The 12,305-nt window shown below is 62.3% G+C and carries 22 protein-coding genes; 11 read left to right on the top strand and 11 right to left on the bottom strand.

Going from position 1 to position 12,305, the window contains the following annotated elements; all coding sequences use genetic code 11:
- The first annotated feature begins 45 nt into the window (after positions 1 to 45).
- The gene (locus ACYHH6_RS18725) at positions 46 to 972 is read left to right on the top strand and encodes a LysR family transcriptional regulator (protein ID WP_352593167.1); all 927 of its coding nucleotides are present in this window, start codon (positions 46 to 48) and stop codon (positions 970 to 972) included.
- Here ACYHH6_RS18725 and ACYHH6_RS18720 read toward each other — a convergent pair.
- The 4 genes from ACYHH6_RS18720 to ACYHH6_RS18705 all read right to left on the bottom strand — a co-directional run bounded on the left by ACYHH6_RS18720 (position 936) and on the right by ACYHH6_RS18705 (position 3,074).
- Positions 936 to 1,160, bottom strand: a complete 225-nt coding sequence (locus ACYHH6_RS18720; protein ID WP_352593164.1) for a hypothetical protein — start codon at positions 1,158 to 1,160, stop codon at positions 936 to 938. The genes ACYHH6_RS18725 and ACYHH6_RS18720 overlap by 37 nt on opposite strands.
- Before the next feature lie 502 nt (positions 1,161 to 1,662).
- Complete coding sequence (locus ACYHH6_RS18715; RefSeq protein ID WP_352593161.1) at positions 1,663 to 2,217, bottom strand: terminase large subunit domain-containing protein; 555 nt, start codon at positions 2,215 to 2,217, stop codon at positions 1,663 to 1,665.
- Between the two features lie 79 nt (positions 2,218 to 2,296).
- Positions 2,297 to 2,665: a hypothetical protein gene (locus ACYHH6_RS18710; RefSeq protein ID WP_352593158.1), complete on the bottom strand. Its 369-nt coding sequence runs from the start codon at positions 2,663 to 2,665 to the stop codon at positions 2,297 to 2,299.
- On the bottom strand, positions 2,658 to 3,074 hold the full coding sequence (locus tag ACYHH6_RS18705; protein WP_352593155.1) for a hypothetical protein: 417 nt from the start codon (positions 3,072 to 3,074) through the stop codon (positions 2,658 to 2,660). Before ACYHH6_RS18705 ends, ACYHH6_RS18710 begins: the two co-directional genes overlap by 8 nt.
- Before the next feature lie 342 nt (positions 3,075 to 3,416).
- Here ACYHH6_RS18705 and ACYHH6_RS18700 point away from each other — a divergent pair, with 342 nt between their 5' ends.
- Together ACYHH6_RS18700 and ACYHH6_RS18695 are read left to right on the top strand one after the other, a co-directional pair.
- The gene (locus tag ACYHH6_RS18700) at positions 3,417 to 3,857 is read left to right on the top strand and encodes a Ros/MucR family transcriptional regulator (RefSeq protein WP_352593152.1); all 441 of its coding nucleotides are present in this window, start codon (positions 3,417 to 3,419) and stop codon (positions 3,855 to 3,857) included.
- 33 nt (positions 3,858 to 3,890) lie between these two features.
- On the top strand, positions 3,891 to 4,085 hold the full coding sequence (locus tag ACYHH6_RS18695; protein WP_352593149.1) for a hypothetical protein: 195 nt from the start codon (positions 3,891 to 3,893) through the stop codon (positions 4,083 to 4,085).
- A gap of 164 nt (positions 4,086 to 4,249) precedes the next feature.
- On the opposite strand, the gene ACYHH6_RS18690 is transcribed toward ACYHH6_RS18695, so the two are convergent.
- Both ACYHH6_RS18690 and ACYHH6_RS18685 read right to left on the bottom strand, forming a co-directional pair.
- Positions 4,250 to 4,534 carry a DUF1330 domain-containing protein gene (locus tag ACYHH6_RS18690; protein WP_352593146.1) on the bottom strand — a complete coding sequence of 95 codons (285 nt, stop codon included), beginning with the start codon at positions 4,532 to 4,534 and terminating at the stop codon, positions 4,250 to 4,252.
- A gap of 167 nt (positions 4,535 to 4,701) precedes the next feature.
- A complete protein-coding gene (locus ACYHH6_RS18685) occupies positions 4,702 to 5,163 on the bottom strand; it encodes a cupin domain-containing protein (protein ID WP_352593143.1) in 462 nt (153 codons plus the stop codon).
- Between the two features lie 145 nt (positions 5,164 to 5,308).
- Here ACYHH6_RS18685 and ACYHH6_RS18680 point away from each other — a divergent pair, with 145 nt between their 5' ends.
- Together ACYHH6_RS18680 and ACYHH6_RS18675 are read left to right on the top strand one after the other, a co-directional pair.
- The gene (locus tag ACYHH6_RS18680) at positions 5,309 to 5,578 is read left to right on the top strand and encodes a hypothetical protein (protein WP_352593140.1); all 270 of its coding nucleotides are present in this window, start codon (positions 5,309 to 5,311) and stop codon (positions 5,576 to 5,578) included.
- 133 nt (positions 5,579 to 5,711) lie between these two features.
- Positions 5,712 to 6,017 carry a hypothetical protein gene (locus ACYHH6_RS18675; protein WP_112566876.1) on the top strand — a complete coding sequence of 102 codons (306 nt, stop codon included), beginning with the start codon at positions 5,712 to 5,714 and terminating at the stop codon, positions 6,015 to 6,017.
- A 12-nt stretch (positions 6,018 to 6,029) separates the two neighbouring features.
- Here the strand turns inward: ACYHH6_RS18675 and ACYHH6_RS18670 are convergent, their stop codons facing one another.
- Both ACYHH6_RS18670 and ACYHH6_RS18665 read right to left on the bottom strand, forming a co-directional pair.
- Positions 6,030 to 6,443, bottom strand: coding sequence for a DoxX family protein (locus tag ACYHH6_RS18670; RefSeq protein ID WP_352593137.1), 414 nt, complete (start codon positions 6,441 to 6,443; stop codon positions 6,030 to 6,032).
- Positions 6,444 to 6,569: 126 nt separating this feature from the next.
- Positions 6,570 to 7,043, bottom strand: a complete 474-nt coding sequence (locus ACYHH6_RS18665) for an Lrp/AsnC family transcriptional regulator (protein ID WP_352593134.1) — start codon at positions 7,041 to 7,043, stop codon at positions 6,570 to 6,572.
- 112 nt (positions 7,044 to 7,155) lie between these two features.
- Between ACYHH6_RS18665 and ACYHH6_RS18660 the strand changes: the two genes are divergently transcribed.
- Together ACYHH6_RS18660 and ACYHH6_RS18655 are read left to right on the top strand one after the other, a co-directional pair.
- Positions 7,156 to 7,722, top strand: coding sequence for an RBBP9/YdeN family alpha/beta hydrolase (locus ACYHH6_RS18660; RefSeq protein ID WP_352593131.1), 567 nt, complete (start codon positions 7,156 to 7,158; stop codon positions 7,720 to 7,722).
- An 84-nt stretch (positions 7,723 to 7,806) separates the two neighbouring features.
- Entirely contained in the window at positions 7,807 to 8,172 is a 366-nt protein-coding gene (locus ACYHH6_RS18655) for a VOC family protein (protein ID WP_352593128.1), read from the top strand.
- A 206-nt stretch (positions 8,173 to 8,378) separates the two neighbouring features.
- On the opposite strand, the gene ACYHH6_RS18650 is transcribed toward ACYHH6_RS18655, so the two are convergent.
- Both ACYHH6_RS18650 and ACYHH6_RS18645 read right to left on the bottom strand, forming a co-directional pair.
- Complete coding sequence (locus tag ACYHH6_RS18650; RefSeq protein ID WP_352593125.1) at positions 8,379 to 8,555, bottom strand: hypothetical protein; 177 nt, start codon at positions 8,553 to 8,555, stop codon at positions 8,379 to 8,381.
- Positions 8,556 to 8,657: 102 nt separating this feature from the next.
- Positions 8,658 to 9,623 (bottom strand): SDR family oxidoreductase, encoded by a 966-nt coding sequence (locus ACYHH6_RS18645; RefSeq protein ID WP_352593122.1) that lies wholly within the window; start codon positions 9,621 to 9,623, stop codon positions 8,658 to 8,660.
- Between the two features lie 191 nt (positions 9,624 to 9,814).
- Between ACYHH6_RS18645 and ACYHH6_RS18640 the strand changes: the two genes are divergently transcribed.
- Together ACYHH6_RS18640 and ACYHH6_RS18635 are read left to right on the top strand one after the other, a co-directional pair.
- Entirely contained in the window at positions 9,815 to 9,991 is a 177-nt protein-coding gene (locus ACYHH6_RS18640) for a hypothetical protein (RefSeq protein WP_185970293.1), read from the top strand.
- 185 nt (positions 9,992 to 10,176) lie between these two features.
- The gene (locus ACYHH6_RS18635) at positions 10,177 to 10,482 is read left to right on the top strand and encodes a DUF982 domain-containing protein (RefSeq protein WP_352593118.1); all 306 of its coding nucleotides are present in this window, start codon (positions 10,177 to 10,179) and stop codon (positions 10,480 to 10,482) included.
- A gap of 33 nt (positions 10,483 to 10,515) precedes the next feature.
- Here the strand turns inward: ACYHH6_RS18635 and ACYHH6_RS18630 are convergent, their stop codons facing one another.
- Positions 10,516 to 11,235: a Crp/Fnr family transcriptional regulator gene (locus ACYHH6_RS18630; RefSeq protein WP_352593115.1), complete on the bottom strand. Its 720-nt coding sequence runs from the start codon at positions 11,233 to 11,235 to the stop codon at positions 10,516 to 10,518.
- A gap of 197 nt (positions 11,236 to 11,432) precedes the next feature.
- On the opposite strand from ACYHH6_RS18630, the gene ACYHH6_RS18625 reads away from it, so the two are divergent.
- Positions 11,433 to 11,663, top strand: coding sequence for a DUF6894 family protein (locus ACYHH6_RS18625; protein ID WP_352593112.1), 231 nt, complete (start codon positions 11,433 to 11,435; stop codon positions 11,661 to 11,663).
- 114 nt (positions 11,664 to 11,777) lie between these two features.
- Positions 11,778 to 12,278 (top strand): hypothetical protein, encoded by a 501-nt coding sequence (locus ACYHH6_RS18620; RefSeq protein WP_435053484.1) that lies wholly within the window; start codon positions 11,778 to 11,780, stop codon positions 12,276 to 12,278.
- Positions 12,279 to 12,305: the final 27 nt, after the last annotated feature.

The following is a 12,305-nucleotide window of genomic DNA, read 5'->3' as shown; positions in this document are numbered from 1 at the left end:
ACCTTGTACGTTCGACCTATGCCTTGGAGGTATAGCGGGGACCCGATGGAACTTCGCCATTTACGCTACTTCATTGCAGTTGCCGATGAAGGCAGCTTGTTGACCGCCGCACAGCGGCGACTGAACACCTCGCAGCCGTCGTTGAGCCGGCAGATCCGCGATCTCGAAACTGAAGTCGGCGTACAACTGCTGGAGCGGCAGGCTCGCGGCGTTGTACTGACCGCTGCGGGGCGCGTTTTTCTGGATCACGCTCGGCTGGCACTTCTCCAGGTCGAGGCTGCGGCCGAAGGTGCCCGGCGGACAGCGCAGCCTAAAACCCCCGTACTTGCCATGGGGTTTCTCGTTGGGCTTGAGGTCACATGGCTGCCTCACCTATTGCGCATGATTCGCGAGGAAGCACCGGAGATCGAAGTCACGCTGTGTAGTCAGTCCTCCCCGGAACTCGCTCTCGCGCTAATGCGCGGGAGGTTGGACGTAGCCTTCCTTCGCCCCGAGAAACAGAGCTTGGGCCTATCCTTCAAATTATTAGCGAAGGAGCCTCTGATCGCCGTGTTGCCGGCAGGCCATCACTTGGCATCGCACAAAAAGATTCGGCCGCAGGATCTTGCCCGCGAAATTTACGTCAGCTCGGCGAGAACGTCTCCGGTCCTGCAATCTGTAATCCAGGATTACGCATTGAGAACTGGGATCACGCTCAAGGCAAAATACGAAGGCGAGAACATATCGTCGGCAATGTCGCTCGTTGCGTCCACGGGCGGAGTTACTCTTGTCCCGCTTTATGCGCAAAACATGCTGGCGCCAAACGTTGTTGCCAGAGCGCTCGAGGGTGAGCCTCCGACAGTGGATCTCACTTTGGGATACAACGATGCAAATTCCTCTCCCCTGCTCCGCAGGCTTTTGTCTCGAGCGGATGAATTGGTCGAAAACGTGCAGAATCAGAGCATCATCCAATACGTTGAAGCTCTACAATGAGAGCGCAAACAGCTGCTTGCCAGGCCTTTGCCTTCGTCCATTGAATTGACCTTGTCTGCAGACAAAAACCGCAGCACCACATCCGACATCCCAAGCAGCAGTGTAAAGGTGGCGATGGTGATGCCGCCCGTGGCATTGGTGCGGGCTACCCCTTCGGAAGAGATGTCGAGCGGCGGCTCCTCGTTCAAACCAATCTTGCCGGATCTGCGTCTGTCAGCCGGCGGCCAATGGTATTCTCAATGGGACGCTAATATACATAGACGCTCCAGCAAGCAGCGCCTGCCGGATGCTTGAGGAATGCCATGCGAAGATTCATCTTCACGGCGATGTTTATCGCTGCCGCGACGGCCGCTAGTGCCCACGATTGGTACGAAGACAGGGTTGACCCACAGACGAAATTCAGGTGTTGCGGTGGTTCTGATTGCCGCGCCATACCTCAGTCTTCGGTGCGGTCCAGGATCGACGGTGGCTATATCTATTTGCCGGATAATTTCATCATCCCGCCGGACCGCGTGCAGGAATCCCCAGACGGCCAATACCATATCTGCGAAGGTACCTACATCATAACCAATCAGCTGTATTTGCGTTGCTTCTTTGCACCTCGTGTAAAGATCTCTCTACTTCTTCCGCGTTGAGGTAGATACCGGGCGTCGCTGCGGCAGCACCGGCGCCTTCCCCCTGCGGGAGGCTCTACGTCACTCCCCCGCCCTCCACCTCCTGCGCCGACAAAAACCGCAGCACCACATCCGACATGCCCAAGAGCGGCGTGAAGGTGACGATGGTGATGCCGCCCGTGGCGTTGGTGCGGGTCAGCCCTTCGGAATAGATGTCGAGCGGCGGCTCTTCGTCGAACCAGACGCCGTGCAGCGTTTCGCCCTGCCACTTTTCGCGGCCTTTCTCAAAGCTCTTGAACGACAGGACCGATTCATCGGCCTGCACGTCGCCGCCGCCGCCCCAGCGCACCACGATGCTGTCGAGCGCGCCCGGCGCGCCACGGCCCATGGTAGTGTGCAAAATGGCGTCGGCGGGGATCATGCCGGTGCCCCAGGCGGCCTGCTGCTGCGGCGGGCCGACCAGCACGCGCTGCGGGTTGTCGCGCGTGCCCTCGCCGGTCACGCCGGCCGCCCATAGCCGCACGCCGGTGTCGAAGGTCTTGCCTTGCCACCACGAGGGATAACGGCCGGTGAGATGCATGGCCCATTCGGCGCCGCCGGCCCTGGTCTTGCCGAGCTGGTTGCCGGCCATGAACAACCGCTCGCGATTGGTAGCACCCGCGGCGTGAAACTCGGCCTGGCGTTCATACGGCGTGTAAGATGAAAGCAGATTAGTCCTGCGTCTTCGGTCCAGCTCCTGCAGCAGCGCCAGATAGTGGCGGCGTGCCACCCGGCTGGTCGCCGAACGGACCGAGGACGGCTTCGAGGCCGCGGATACGGCGGCGGATCTCGTCATCGCTCAGGGTTTCCAGATGGTCGAGGGAGACATGTAAATCCTTGGGAAGCACCGATTGCACGATCTTCAGATACTGGTCGGGCTTGTCGGCCCTGACCGCGGCAATCACACCGGCGCCGTGGGCACGAAAATCGGCGCGCACGGCGTTGAGGAAATCGTCGCCAAGCGTCTTCTTCGTCCGCTTCGTTGTGCCGGCTGGCGCCTTGCGGCCAGGGCGCGCACGCGGCGCCGTCCGGTCAGCCATGATCCGGAATCCCGGCGGGCTCGGCCTTGCTGGCGGCAACCTGCTTTGCCGGTCTCGCCCGCTTGATTTTGCCGGCCTTGCGCCGTTTTGCCTTCGCCGGTTTCCGGGTGGTCTTGCGGTTGGCCGCATCAGCGGCATCGGCCGGCGCTTCGCCCCTTTCGGCAGGCGCACCTTTCAGGCTTGCCCTGACAAGGCCGATCGCGCTTCCGTCGTGCGTGCCGCGCGGAAAGCCGAAGCCGCCGATCGCATCGACGGGACCGCCGCGGATCATGCCGATCAGCACGCCCGGCACGACCGGCTCGGCGCGGCCGACACGCGCCTGCGGGGCAGTGCCTTCGAACAGGCCGATGGCGCTGACGAGCTCGCGGCCGTCATCGTCGATGATGATGGTGGCATAGCGGTTGGACATGGGCTTCTCGCGGATATTGCAGAATGAACCGAGGACAGCGTTCCTTCGCGCCCCGCTCTGTCCCGCCGACATTCGATATCGGAACCTTGTGGGCATCAGAAAAACAAAACCCGCCTCGGCGGCGGGTTGCTGGCGCAAATCAGCACCATGGAGAAATGATACGATAGCTGCCCTCATCCGTCAATAGGAAATAAGAAACAATTCCTATATCGGTCAAGGACTCAGCGGTGTTAGCGCTACCATATTTATCGTCAAGTCATATGCATATGTGCTAAAGTGCGATGCCGCTGGGTAAGTTTGTCTGATAATTTGTACTTTGGCATCAAGGGGGCACGAGAAGCCATGTCTGACGACAAAATCCGAAATATAAATTTGACCGCCGACATCGTCGCGGCCTTCGTGCGCAACAATTCGGTGCCTCCGGAAGGCTTGCCGGCGTTGATCGAGAGCGTCAACTCGGCGCTCGCGGCCGTGGACAATCCCGTTGCTCCGCCGCAACCGGCACCGGAGCCTGCCGTCAATCGCAAGCGCTCGGTGACGCCGAATTTCATTTACTGCCTCGAGGACGGCAAAAAATTCAGGTCGCTGCGGCGCCACCTTGGCTCCGCCCATGGCATGACGCCGGAGGCTTATCGCACCAAATGGGATTTGCCCGGAGACTATCCGATGACGGCGCCCAGCTACGCCGCCAAGCGTTCTGAGCTGGCAAAGGAGTTTGGGCTCGGCATCAGGACAGAGGCGGCCGCCGCCAAGGCGCCGGCCAAGCGCAAGACCAAGGCGTAACGCGACGCCCCTGCGCCGTCCGGGAGGTCGATCATGGTGGCCGACGAGCCCAATGACGTTCGTGTCGAACGCGTCGGTCGCCGCCAATGGGCGGTGCTGGTTGCCAAGAACGGCACGGTGACCCAGCGCCTGTTCGAAGCCCAGGAAGCAGCCGAGGATTTTGCCGATGGCGAGAGGACAAGGCTCGGCCTGCCCGCCAAGCCGCCGGCGGAGGATCCGCTGGCCTGACTGACCTTCAACCGCGGGATATCGCCCGAAACAAAAAACCCGCCTTGGCGGCGGGTCGCTGGCGCAAATCAGCACCATAGACAATCATAGCATAACTGCCTTCAGCCGGCAATCGCCGCGGACCGCAAGCCTTGCAGGCATCGGTAGTGTCTCAGTTTGAAATGCTATGCCTCGATAGCGAGCAACACGTTCGTTGCCGCTCCTTCGCGAATGCCAATCAGGGATTGGTAGTCAGGCGACTCGTACATGGCCTTGAGGGCCGCCATATCGGCAAATTCCAAGACAACGAATCTATCTGGTCGCCACGAGCCTGCGAGCACCTCAATGCTACGAGCGCCTAAGAAAAGCTTGCCACCATAGCGATCTACGGCAGCCAAAGCCTTGCTCCGATACTCCGCATACACAGTCGGGTCGGTAATCTGATGTTCGGCTACAAGATAGGCCGCCATCTGCCATCCTCCCACGGGTTGAGAAGTCTGACAGGTTAGCACAAAACGACTAAGTTCGCTTTCTGTACGACCCGCACTTGCCCGGCTTCGCGTCGGCTTCCTCGCCTGTGGCAATGCGCATGACGCGGACGGCATTGCCGATCACGTCGGCGCGGCGCTTCTGGCCTTTAGGTCCGGTCGGCATCGATGAACTCGATTCCGTGCTTTGCTGCAATGTCCCTGAGCTCTGTCGCGCCCTGTCTTGAGGCGCTACCGCTATCAATCTGGGATTCGACGACTTCTGCAACAAATGCCTCAAACAGACCGGACGGTGAGGTGATCCCCAACTGTCGTCCGACACCTGGACCAAGGTTCTTAACACCGTGCGGAGTTCCTCCGGGGGCAAACATCGTATCCCCCGGACCAAGCGTGCGAACATCGTCGCCAACGCGACCCTCGTAGCGACCTTCGATGACCACGTGCCATTCATCAAAGGCGTGACGGTGAAGGCCCGCACCTGAACCGGGAACACTGCTCGTCTCGCAGAGGCTGTAATCCCCGCCAAGAGTGGGCTTGAAGGTCATTCTGACTTGCCCCAACTGGTAGGTCTTGCCCTCGCCTACAAGGAAAAATCCCGACGCTTCCGGCACGCGCGCCTCCTCATGCTTTCCGCTAAGCATAAAGGCGCTTTCGCATATTTCAAATTTCAAACTGAGACACTACCCAGGCATCGACCGACTGGCCATTAGCCGGCGCTTATGGAATCATTCTGCTCCGACTCGGGGAGAATGCAGCATGGACAAACCAGCCATGGCATCCGTGTTCAGGATGAGGCATGCGCCAGCCACTGTTTCGGGCGTCCGCAGCGTCGGCCGGGGCCAGGCCGATCCGGTCATCGGCAGGAGGCCGCTCGGCGAAGCGATCCGCTTCGTCATCGACGCCCATCCCCATTACGACATCAGCGCCGTTTCGGTCGCCTATGGCGACGGCTCGGCCCCGCGCCTCGGCAGCAGGGAGGTCAAGGCGCTGTGGGCCGAATACGGCCGTCGCTGGATGGAAGAGTAGGACCGGACTACGCCTCCCTCTGGATCGGAACAGGCGCTCATGCGTTGACGCTGGAGTTTTGTTTACGCAATTCCGGACGGAAAACCGCCTCGCACTTTTCCTGGAATTGCTTTAGCCAATGGGAGCAAACGCCATGAATGTCGCCAACCTGCAACTCGAAGGCCTGCTGATGGCCGTCGCCTCGATCAACCAGGTTCTAGTCCGCAAGGGCGTGCTGTCGGTCGAGGACATCGACATCGCCTTGCGCAAGGCCGAGGCCATCGAAACCGGCGAGGAGCGTTCCGGCGGCATGTCGGAGTCCAGCCGCGACGCCGTCAACTTCCCGATCCGGTTGCTGCAACTGGCCAATCAGTGCCAGCCGGAGACGGACATGCCTTCCTTCTCGAAACTGGCGCGCATGGTCGGCCAGATGAAGGAACCCTACAACGACCAGATGTGAGACTTGCCGGCCTCACCACCGGCCGCGCTTGGAGGCCAGCACGCTGCCCGGTCCATGCACGGCGGCAAACAGCAAGCCGGCGGCGAACGGGAAATGCGACATGAAGGCGCCGAACTCGGCCTGGTTGCCGGCCCAGTGCGACGGACCGTGGAAGGCAAAGCCGAGGAAGACCACATAGACGGCAGCGACCAGGGCCGCCGGCGTGAAGAACGCGCCGGCCAGGAGGGCGATCACCAGCAGCGTTTCTAGGATCGCGGCGCACCAGGCCAGAAACAACGGGAACGGGAAACCGGCGGCGGCGATGTAGCCGGCGGTCATGCCCATGTCCATGAACTTGAAAGCCGCCCCCATCGCGAACATGGCGGCCAGGATCAAGCGGGCGATGAGAATGGCCGCGGTCTGCCACGGCGATTGAACGGTTTCCATAATGTCCTCCTGGGATTGCTAGGCGTTTCGCTCCAAGGACGGGCGGCACGCCGCCGATCCGACATCATCCGGCAAAAATTCTTGGCTGGCAAAGCGGGACGTCTTGGCGGCGCCTGGGAATCCCGCTCAGAGCTTCGCCATCAGCTCCCGTCCCAACCGCTTCGGCGGCTCGGCGCGCAGCACCACATTGGTCGTCACCGCGCCGTAGCGGCCGATGGCGTCGACGATGCTTTCGAGGTCGGGCGGCGACGGGACGACGACCTTGACCAGAAAACAGTCCTCCCCGGTCACCCGCAGCACCTCGACCACCTCCGGCATGGCTGCAAATTTCTTCAGGCAGGTCTGGATGTGCTCATGCGTGGTGCGCAGGCGGATCATGGCCATGGTGCCGAGACCGAGGGCGGCGGGATCGATCGCCGCCCGGTAGCCGGCGATGATGCCGCGCTCCTCCAGCCGCTTCACCCGCTCCGACGTCGCGGGCTGGGACAGGCCGACGCGGCGGCCGAGTTCGGAAATGCCGATGCGGCCGTCCTCCTGCATGATCTCGATGATCGCCATGTCGGTGGGGTCGAGCCGTGGCCGGTAATCGCCGTTTGCCATGAGCACCTTCAATCCATCGGAATTCTTCGCCGCTTTCCGATGATCTCTCATTCCGTGGACGAGGAGAAGACCTAGAATTGACGCCATCGTTCACGAGGAGACAGGACATTCCATGACCGACTTCATCATCTTGCCGGGCAGCGGCGGATCGGCCGAGGCCCATTGGCAGACACGCTGGCAGCAGGCCAACCCGGCGATGCGCCGCTTCAGCCCGGCGAGCTGGGATCTGCCGGATTTCGACGACTGGGTGGCAGCGCTGGAGACCGCGGTGTCACAGGCAAAGTCGCCACCAATCCTCGTCGCCCACAGCCTCAGCTGCCTGCTGGTGGCGCATTGGCAGGCAGCGTCAAGCCGCCAGATCGGTGGTGCGTTCCTGGTTGCGGTTCCCGATCCGGCATCGCCAGTCTATCCCGCTTACGCAATTCCCTTCGCCGACACGCCGCGCGACCCGTTCCGCTTTCCCTCGCTGATCGTCGCCAGCACCGATGATCCTTACGACCCGTATGGCTATGCCGTGGCGAAGGCCGGGCAATGGGGCAGCGCGCTGCACATCGCCGGGCCGCTCGGCCACATCAACAGCGACAGCGGGCTGGGCGACTGGCCTGCGGGAATGGAGCTGCTGATGGCTTTCGAGAGAGGGATACAGGCCGCCGGCCAGGAACCCGCGATCGCACGGTAGGCGCCCGAACCGGGCGCCGGGGCCTTGCCGCGACTTGTCGTGCCAGCTATCTCTCGCGAGGGGCGTTTGTGAGGGAGCCTGCGTATGGTGTCCGTCCGGTATCTGGTCCGCGATGTCGAAGCGTCCATCGCGTTTTATACGAGCCATCTGGGCTTCGCGCTGAAGCAGCAATTCGGTCCGGCGATGGCCATCCTGACGCGCGGCGGCCTCTCATTCTGGCTCGCCGGCCCCATGGCGTCGGCAGCCAGGCCGATGCCGGATGGCCGGACACCCGAGCCGGGCGGATGGAACCGCATTGTGCTCGAAGTCCAGGAATTGCCGGCTATCGTCACTGAGATGCGCGAGGCCGGCGTGCGGTTCCGCAACGACATCGTCGAAGGTCCGGGCGGGCGACAGATTCTTTGTGAAGATCCGTCCGGCAACGTCGTTGAGTTGTTCGAGCCCAGGTAGGTCGCGAGCCTCACTTTGGCGCGGCCGCCGGCGCGCTGAGCTCCAGGAACGGCACCGCCGATCCCGGGATCATCGATGTCGGCAATTGCCCGTCGCACTTCTCGGCCCTGGTCAGTTCGATCAGCGGATTGTTACGAGGGCCGCGGCACGGCCTTGATGGGTTCGGCGGTCGCCCCGCCTTGGGCGCGGGCTATCGGCGGAGCGGCTCAGACAGGCGCGCGGAGTTGCCGGGTCCGATCCTTGTCACGCTCCGGGTCGGCGGGCCTTTCGTTCTGCCGCTCGGCGTCGGCCTTGCGCTTCGGGCAATCCTCGTAGTCGTGGTCGCGCGAACCGCAATAGGAGCAGCATTTTGCCGGGGTGTCGGAGCGAAGCGTTGTGGCCATGCACAAGAATGCACGAAAACCCATCCGGTTGCAGCAGCGTCTGCGACGGCGCTGCTCAGACGCGTGTCTTGCGCTCCGAAAGAGCCGGGCCAGCGCTGCCCTTCAATAGCCGCCGACGATCGGCAGGATTTCGCCGGTGATGTAGCTCGAGCATTGCGGCGAGGCCAGGAACACATAGGCGGGCGCGATCTCTTCGGGCTGGGCCGGGCGCTTCATCGGCGTCTTGGCGCCGAACTGCGAAACATCGGCCGCCTGTTTGTCGGACGGGTTGAGCGGCGTCCACACCGGCCCCGGCGCCACCGCGTTGACGCGGATGCCCTTGCCGATCAGATTGCCAGACAGCGCGCGGGTGAAGGCGTGGATGCCGCCCTTGGTCATCGAATAGTCGACCAGTTCCTTCGAGCCGTCTATGCCGGTGACCGAACCGGTGTTGACGATGGCCGAGCCCGGCTTCATATGCGCCACCGCCTCCTGAGCCATGTGGAAATAGCCGTAGAGGTTGGTCTTCAGCGTGGTGTCGAAATGCTCCTCGGTGAGGTCGGCGAAATCGGCCGAGTGGACCTGGAAGGCGGCGTTGTTGACCAGCACGTCCAGCTTGCCGAGTTGCTTGACCGTGCGTTCCACCGCGCGGCGGCAGAAGGCGCGGCTGGCGACATCGCCGCGCAGCGCCAGGCAGCGCCGGCCCTCGGCCTCGACCGCCTGCCTGGTCACTTCGGCATCCCTCTCTTCGCTGAGATAGACGATGGCAATGTCGGCGCCCTCGCGTGCAAACAGCACGGCCACGGCGCGGCCGATGCCGGAATCGCCTCCGGTGATCAGCGCCACCTTGCCGTCCAGTTTCCTGGAGCCCTGCCAGAACGGCGCATCATAAAGCGGCGCCGGCTTGATCTCGCCTTCCTCGCCGGGCTTGGGATGGTGCTGCTTCGGAAAAGGCGGCTCGGGATAGAGCCGGGCGCCGGCCTGCATGGCGGCGTCAGGTTTGGCTTTTGCCTTGTTGCGGTCGTCGGCGTCGACCTTGCGTTGCACGCTGCGCTGCTTGCGCACCGCCTTCGAGGTTTTGGTCAGCATGGCATCCTCCTTCCGTGTCGGAGGACAACGCGCTCCGAGCAAAAAGGTTGGCCGGGCAAAAAGGTTGACGGCAGGCATTGCGCACAAGCGGTCGCATTCGTCCGGACTACATCAAAGTTAAATGCGAGGCACAGGCGTCTGGTGGTAGGTGAGTGAAAAAGGGGGGACTGTAAAACTCTAGGGAGGAGTCCATGGAGGTTCGAAATCTGGTTGCCAAACTGTCGGCCGCACTGCTGCGCCGGCGCGCCGCATCGCCGCCAATACTGTTCAGACCAATCCGCAACTCGCTCGCCGACATCCCCTTGAAGTCGCAGTCGCGACCGCCCTACCGGCCACGCCAACCGATCCGGCCGGCCAGCAACATGTAGCCTTCGCAAGCTGCAACCACTTCGCGATTTCCTCGTTTATGGCGATCCCGATTCACGGAGGCGATCCATGAAATCGATACCAACAAACAACCCCGTCCTGGTTCTGGGCGCCGCTGCCTTCCTGGTCGCGCCTTTCGCCGGGCTTTTGTGGCGGACGCGGGAATGGTTCGGATGGTGAATTTCTCATGAGCCGATTTCTTCCCCTGACGATCAAATTCGTGGACGGCAGTACGATGACGGTGTCGTCGATCGCCGACGCCAACAGGGCCCTGGACGGAAAGTGGAAGAACAAGGACGCTCAGGCCTACAAGGCGGCCGTCAGGCTGGTCGATGATGCGCTGAACGGAATTTGCCGCCCGGCCATTGCCTTTGCCGCTTTCAAGAATGCCGCCGATCAACAGGGCTTGCTGAAGCCGGCGAAGCCAAGTGCCGCCCTTGCCATGCTCGACGAATTGGCGTCGCTGAACGGACATCATTCAAAGGCAGGCTGAGGCGAAGTCGCGTCCCTTCGGAACGCCGATGACCTACCTCGGCTCGCGGTTCATGCTGAGATAGGTCGGATCGAACTCGGCGATTTCCACCAGCCGCTGCCAGTCCAGGATCGTCACCATGTGGTTTGCCCAGCCGATGACGCCGAGCCTGCGCAGCGCGCCGATGACCCGGTTCATGTGAACGATCGACAGCCCCAGCACGTCGGCCAGTTCGGCCTGCGACAAAGGCAAACGGAAACTCATGCCATTGGTCTGCTTGACCACTTGAAGCCGGACGAACAGCTCGCACACCAGATGCGCCAGATGCGAGGTCTTGGATCGCCTGCCCATGGCCACGATCCATTCACGGTGGATGGCGCCGTCGACGAGTGTGTCCAGCCATAGCAACCGGGTGAGATGCGGCGCCTGTTCGGTGATGGCGCGCAGCCGGCTGTGGTCGGCGGCGATGACCCGGCATGGCGAGAGCGCGATGATGCCATGGTCCATGGTCTTGAGCAGAAAGGCGTGCAGGTCGACGAAATCACCCGGCACCTGCAGCGAGGTGAACTGCCGGCCGCCATCCTCCAGCACCTTGTAGCGCGCCGCCAGACCTTCGATGATGAGCGTGCTGTAGCCGGGTCTCGATCCCTCCGAAACGATGTCCTGGCCGGTGGCAAAGTTCATCTCGACCGTCATGGCGCCGGCCAGCAGCCCCTTTTCCTCTTCGGAGAGGGCGTCGTGCTGACCAAGGTTCAGATAAAGAGATTCCAGCATTGAGGGGTCTTCCGTCCGCGATTGGTGGGCCGACACTGGTGGGCATAGCTCAACGCCGCAGATCGGGCGCGGTTGCACTCAGCCGGGACGGCGGCACCCCGCCCCAAGTGGTGATGGCGAGAAATCTGTTTGGGATCAGCCGGATGGAACCATGGCTGCGGATAGGGGTTTAGCGTCTCATGCAGGATGCTTACGCCATGGAACGGTTCTACTTCGATCTCTACAACACCGAAAACCAGATCGATGAAGAGGGGCAGCTGTTCCCAAGCCGCGAGCGTGCGGGAGCCGAGGCGCTGCGCATATTGCACGATGTCGCGCGCGACGAGATGCCGGAGGGCGAGCACCGGCAGATCACCGTCAAGATGCTGAACCAGAACAGGGAGCAGATCTTCGAAGCGTCGCTGACCATGGCGTCGTTGTGGAGTTGAGCGTCGGCCGCCCTGTCGACCACGGCATGGAACCTCTTGCCCTCCCCTCTGTTTCCTAAGGGAGGCCTAGCGGCAGGAGCTGCTGGCCCAGCTGATTGATTGGAGGCACGACCAATGTCCTTGCAAAAGCTTCATCCCGAGCAGGTCGACGCGACACGCGACCATGCCTATTCGACCTTTGCCCCGGTGCTCATCGGTTCGCTGACCAAGCGACTGGCGCGCTGCCAGGGAGCCAAGGAACTCAGCGATCTGGAGAAGTCACTGATCCGCCTGATCGAAAACTCTGACGTCAATGAGCCGCAAGCCGAGGCGATGAAAGAGTTTGCCATCGAGTTGGTGGTGTCGACGATATCGGAGGCCCGCGCCCAACCCGACAGCAAGAGTGACGTCGAGGCCGTCGGCGAGCGCCGCGCGGAGGGCCGCTCGGAGAATCCCGACACGCTTGAAGAACAGCTCCAATCCGGGCTCGAGGATAGTTTTCCGGCAAGTGATCCGCCGGCCGTTGTCTCAACCTCGATCTCCGGCGGGTCGAAGGATCTTGTCGGCACCGACGAGGTGTTGCGCCGCAAGAAGGAGGCCGCGCAGCGCAAGCAGGAAAAGGCCGACGCCGGTTGAGCGGACCGCACCTCCCGGCGCGGTTCG

It is taken from the genome of Mesorhizobium sp. P171375, from assembly GCF_057786075.1.
Note: the sequence above shows the minus strand (reverse complement) of the source record. Positions and strands in the feature narration are given on the sequence as shown.

Coding starts and splice junctions, on each gene's coding strand:
- ACYHH6_RS18725 (WP_352593167.1), top strand. CDS start 46: ATGGAACTTCGCCATTTACGCTACTTCATTGCAGTTGCCGATGAAGGC.
- ACYHH6_RS18715 (WP_352593161.1), bottom strand. CDS start 2,217: ATGGCCGGCAACCAGCTCGGCAAGACCAGGGCCGGCGGCGCCGAATGG.
- ACYHH6_RS18710 (WP_352593158.1), bottom strand. CDS start 2,665: ATGGCTGACCGGACGGCGCCGCGTGCGCGCCCTGGCCGCAAGGCGCCA.
- ACYHH6_RS18705 (WP_352593155.1), bottom strand. CDS start 3,074: ATGTCCAACCGCTATGCCACCATCATCATCGACGATGACGGCCGCGAG.
- ACYHH6_RS18700 (WP_352593152.1), top strand. CDS start 3,417: ATGTCTGACGACAAAATCCGAAATATAAATTTGACCGCCGACATCGTC.
- ACYHH6_RS18695 (WP_352593149.1), top strand. CDS start 3,891: ATGGTGGCCGACGAGCCCAATGACGTTCGTGTCGAACGCGTCGGTCGC.
- ACYHH6_RS18690 (WP_352593146.1), bottom strand. CDS start 4,534: ATGGCGGCCTATCTTGTAGCCGAACATCAGATTACCGACCCGACTGTG.
- ACYHH6_RS18680 (WP_352593140.1), top strand. CDS start 5,309: ATGGACAAACCAGCCATGGCATCCGTGTTCAGGATGAGGCATGCGCCA.
- ACYHH6_RS18675 (WP_112566876.1), top strand. CDS start 5,712: ATGAATGTCGCCAACCTGCAACTCGAAGGCCTGCTGATGGCCGTCGCC.
- ACYHH6_RS18670 (WP_352593137.1), bottom strand. CDS start 6,443: ATGGAAACCGTTCAATCGCCGTGGCAGACCGCGGCCATTCTCATCGCC.
- ACYHH6_RS18665 (WP_352593134.1), bottom strand. CDS start 7,043: ATGGCAAACGGCGATTACCGGCCACGGCTCGACCCCACCGACATGGCG.
- ACYHH6_RS18660 (WP_352593131.1), top strand. CDS start 7,156: ATGACCGACTTCATCATCTTGCCGGGCAGCGGCGGATCGGCCGAGGCC.
- ACYHH6_RS18655 (WP_352593128.1), top strand. CDS start 7,807: ATGGTGTCCGTCCGGTATCTGGTCCGCGATGTCGAAGCGTCCATCGCG.
- ACYHH6_RS18650 (WP_352593125.1), bottom strand. CDS start 8,555: ATGGCCACAACGCTTCGCTCCGACACCCCGGCAAAATGCTGCTCCTAT.
- ACYHH6_RS18645 (WP_352593122.1), bottom strand. CDS start 9,623: ATGCTGACCAAAACCTCGAAGGCGGTGCGCAAGCAGCGCAGCGTGCAA.
- ACYHH6_RS18640 (WP_185970293.1), top strand. CDS start 9,815: ATGGAGGTTCGAAATCTGGTTGCCAAACTGTCGGCCGCACTGCTGCGC.
- ACYHH6_RS18635 (WP_352593118.1), top strand. CDS start 10,177: ATGAGCCGATTTCTTCCCCTGACGATCAAATTCGTGGACGGCAGTACG.
- ACYHH6_RS18630 (WP_352593115.1), bottom strand. CDS start 11,235: ATGCTGGAATCTCTTTATCTGAACCTTGGTCAGCACGACGCCCTCTCC.
- ACYHH6_RS18625 (WP_352593112.1), top strand. CDS start 11,433: ATGGAACGGTTCTACTTCGATCTCTACAACACCGAAAACCAGATCGAT.
- ACYHH6_RS18620 (WP_435053484.1), top strand. CDS start 11,778: ATGTCCTTGCAAAAGCTTCATCCCGAGCAGGTCGACGCGACACGCGAC.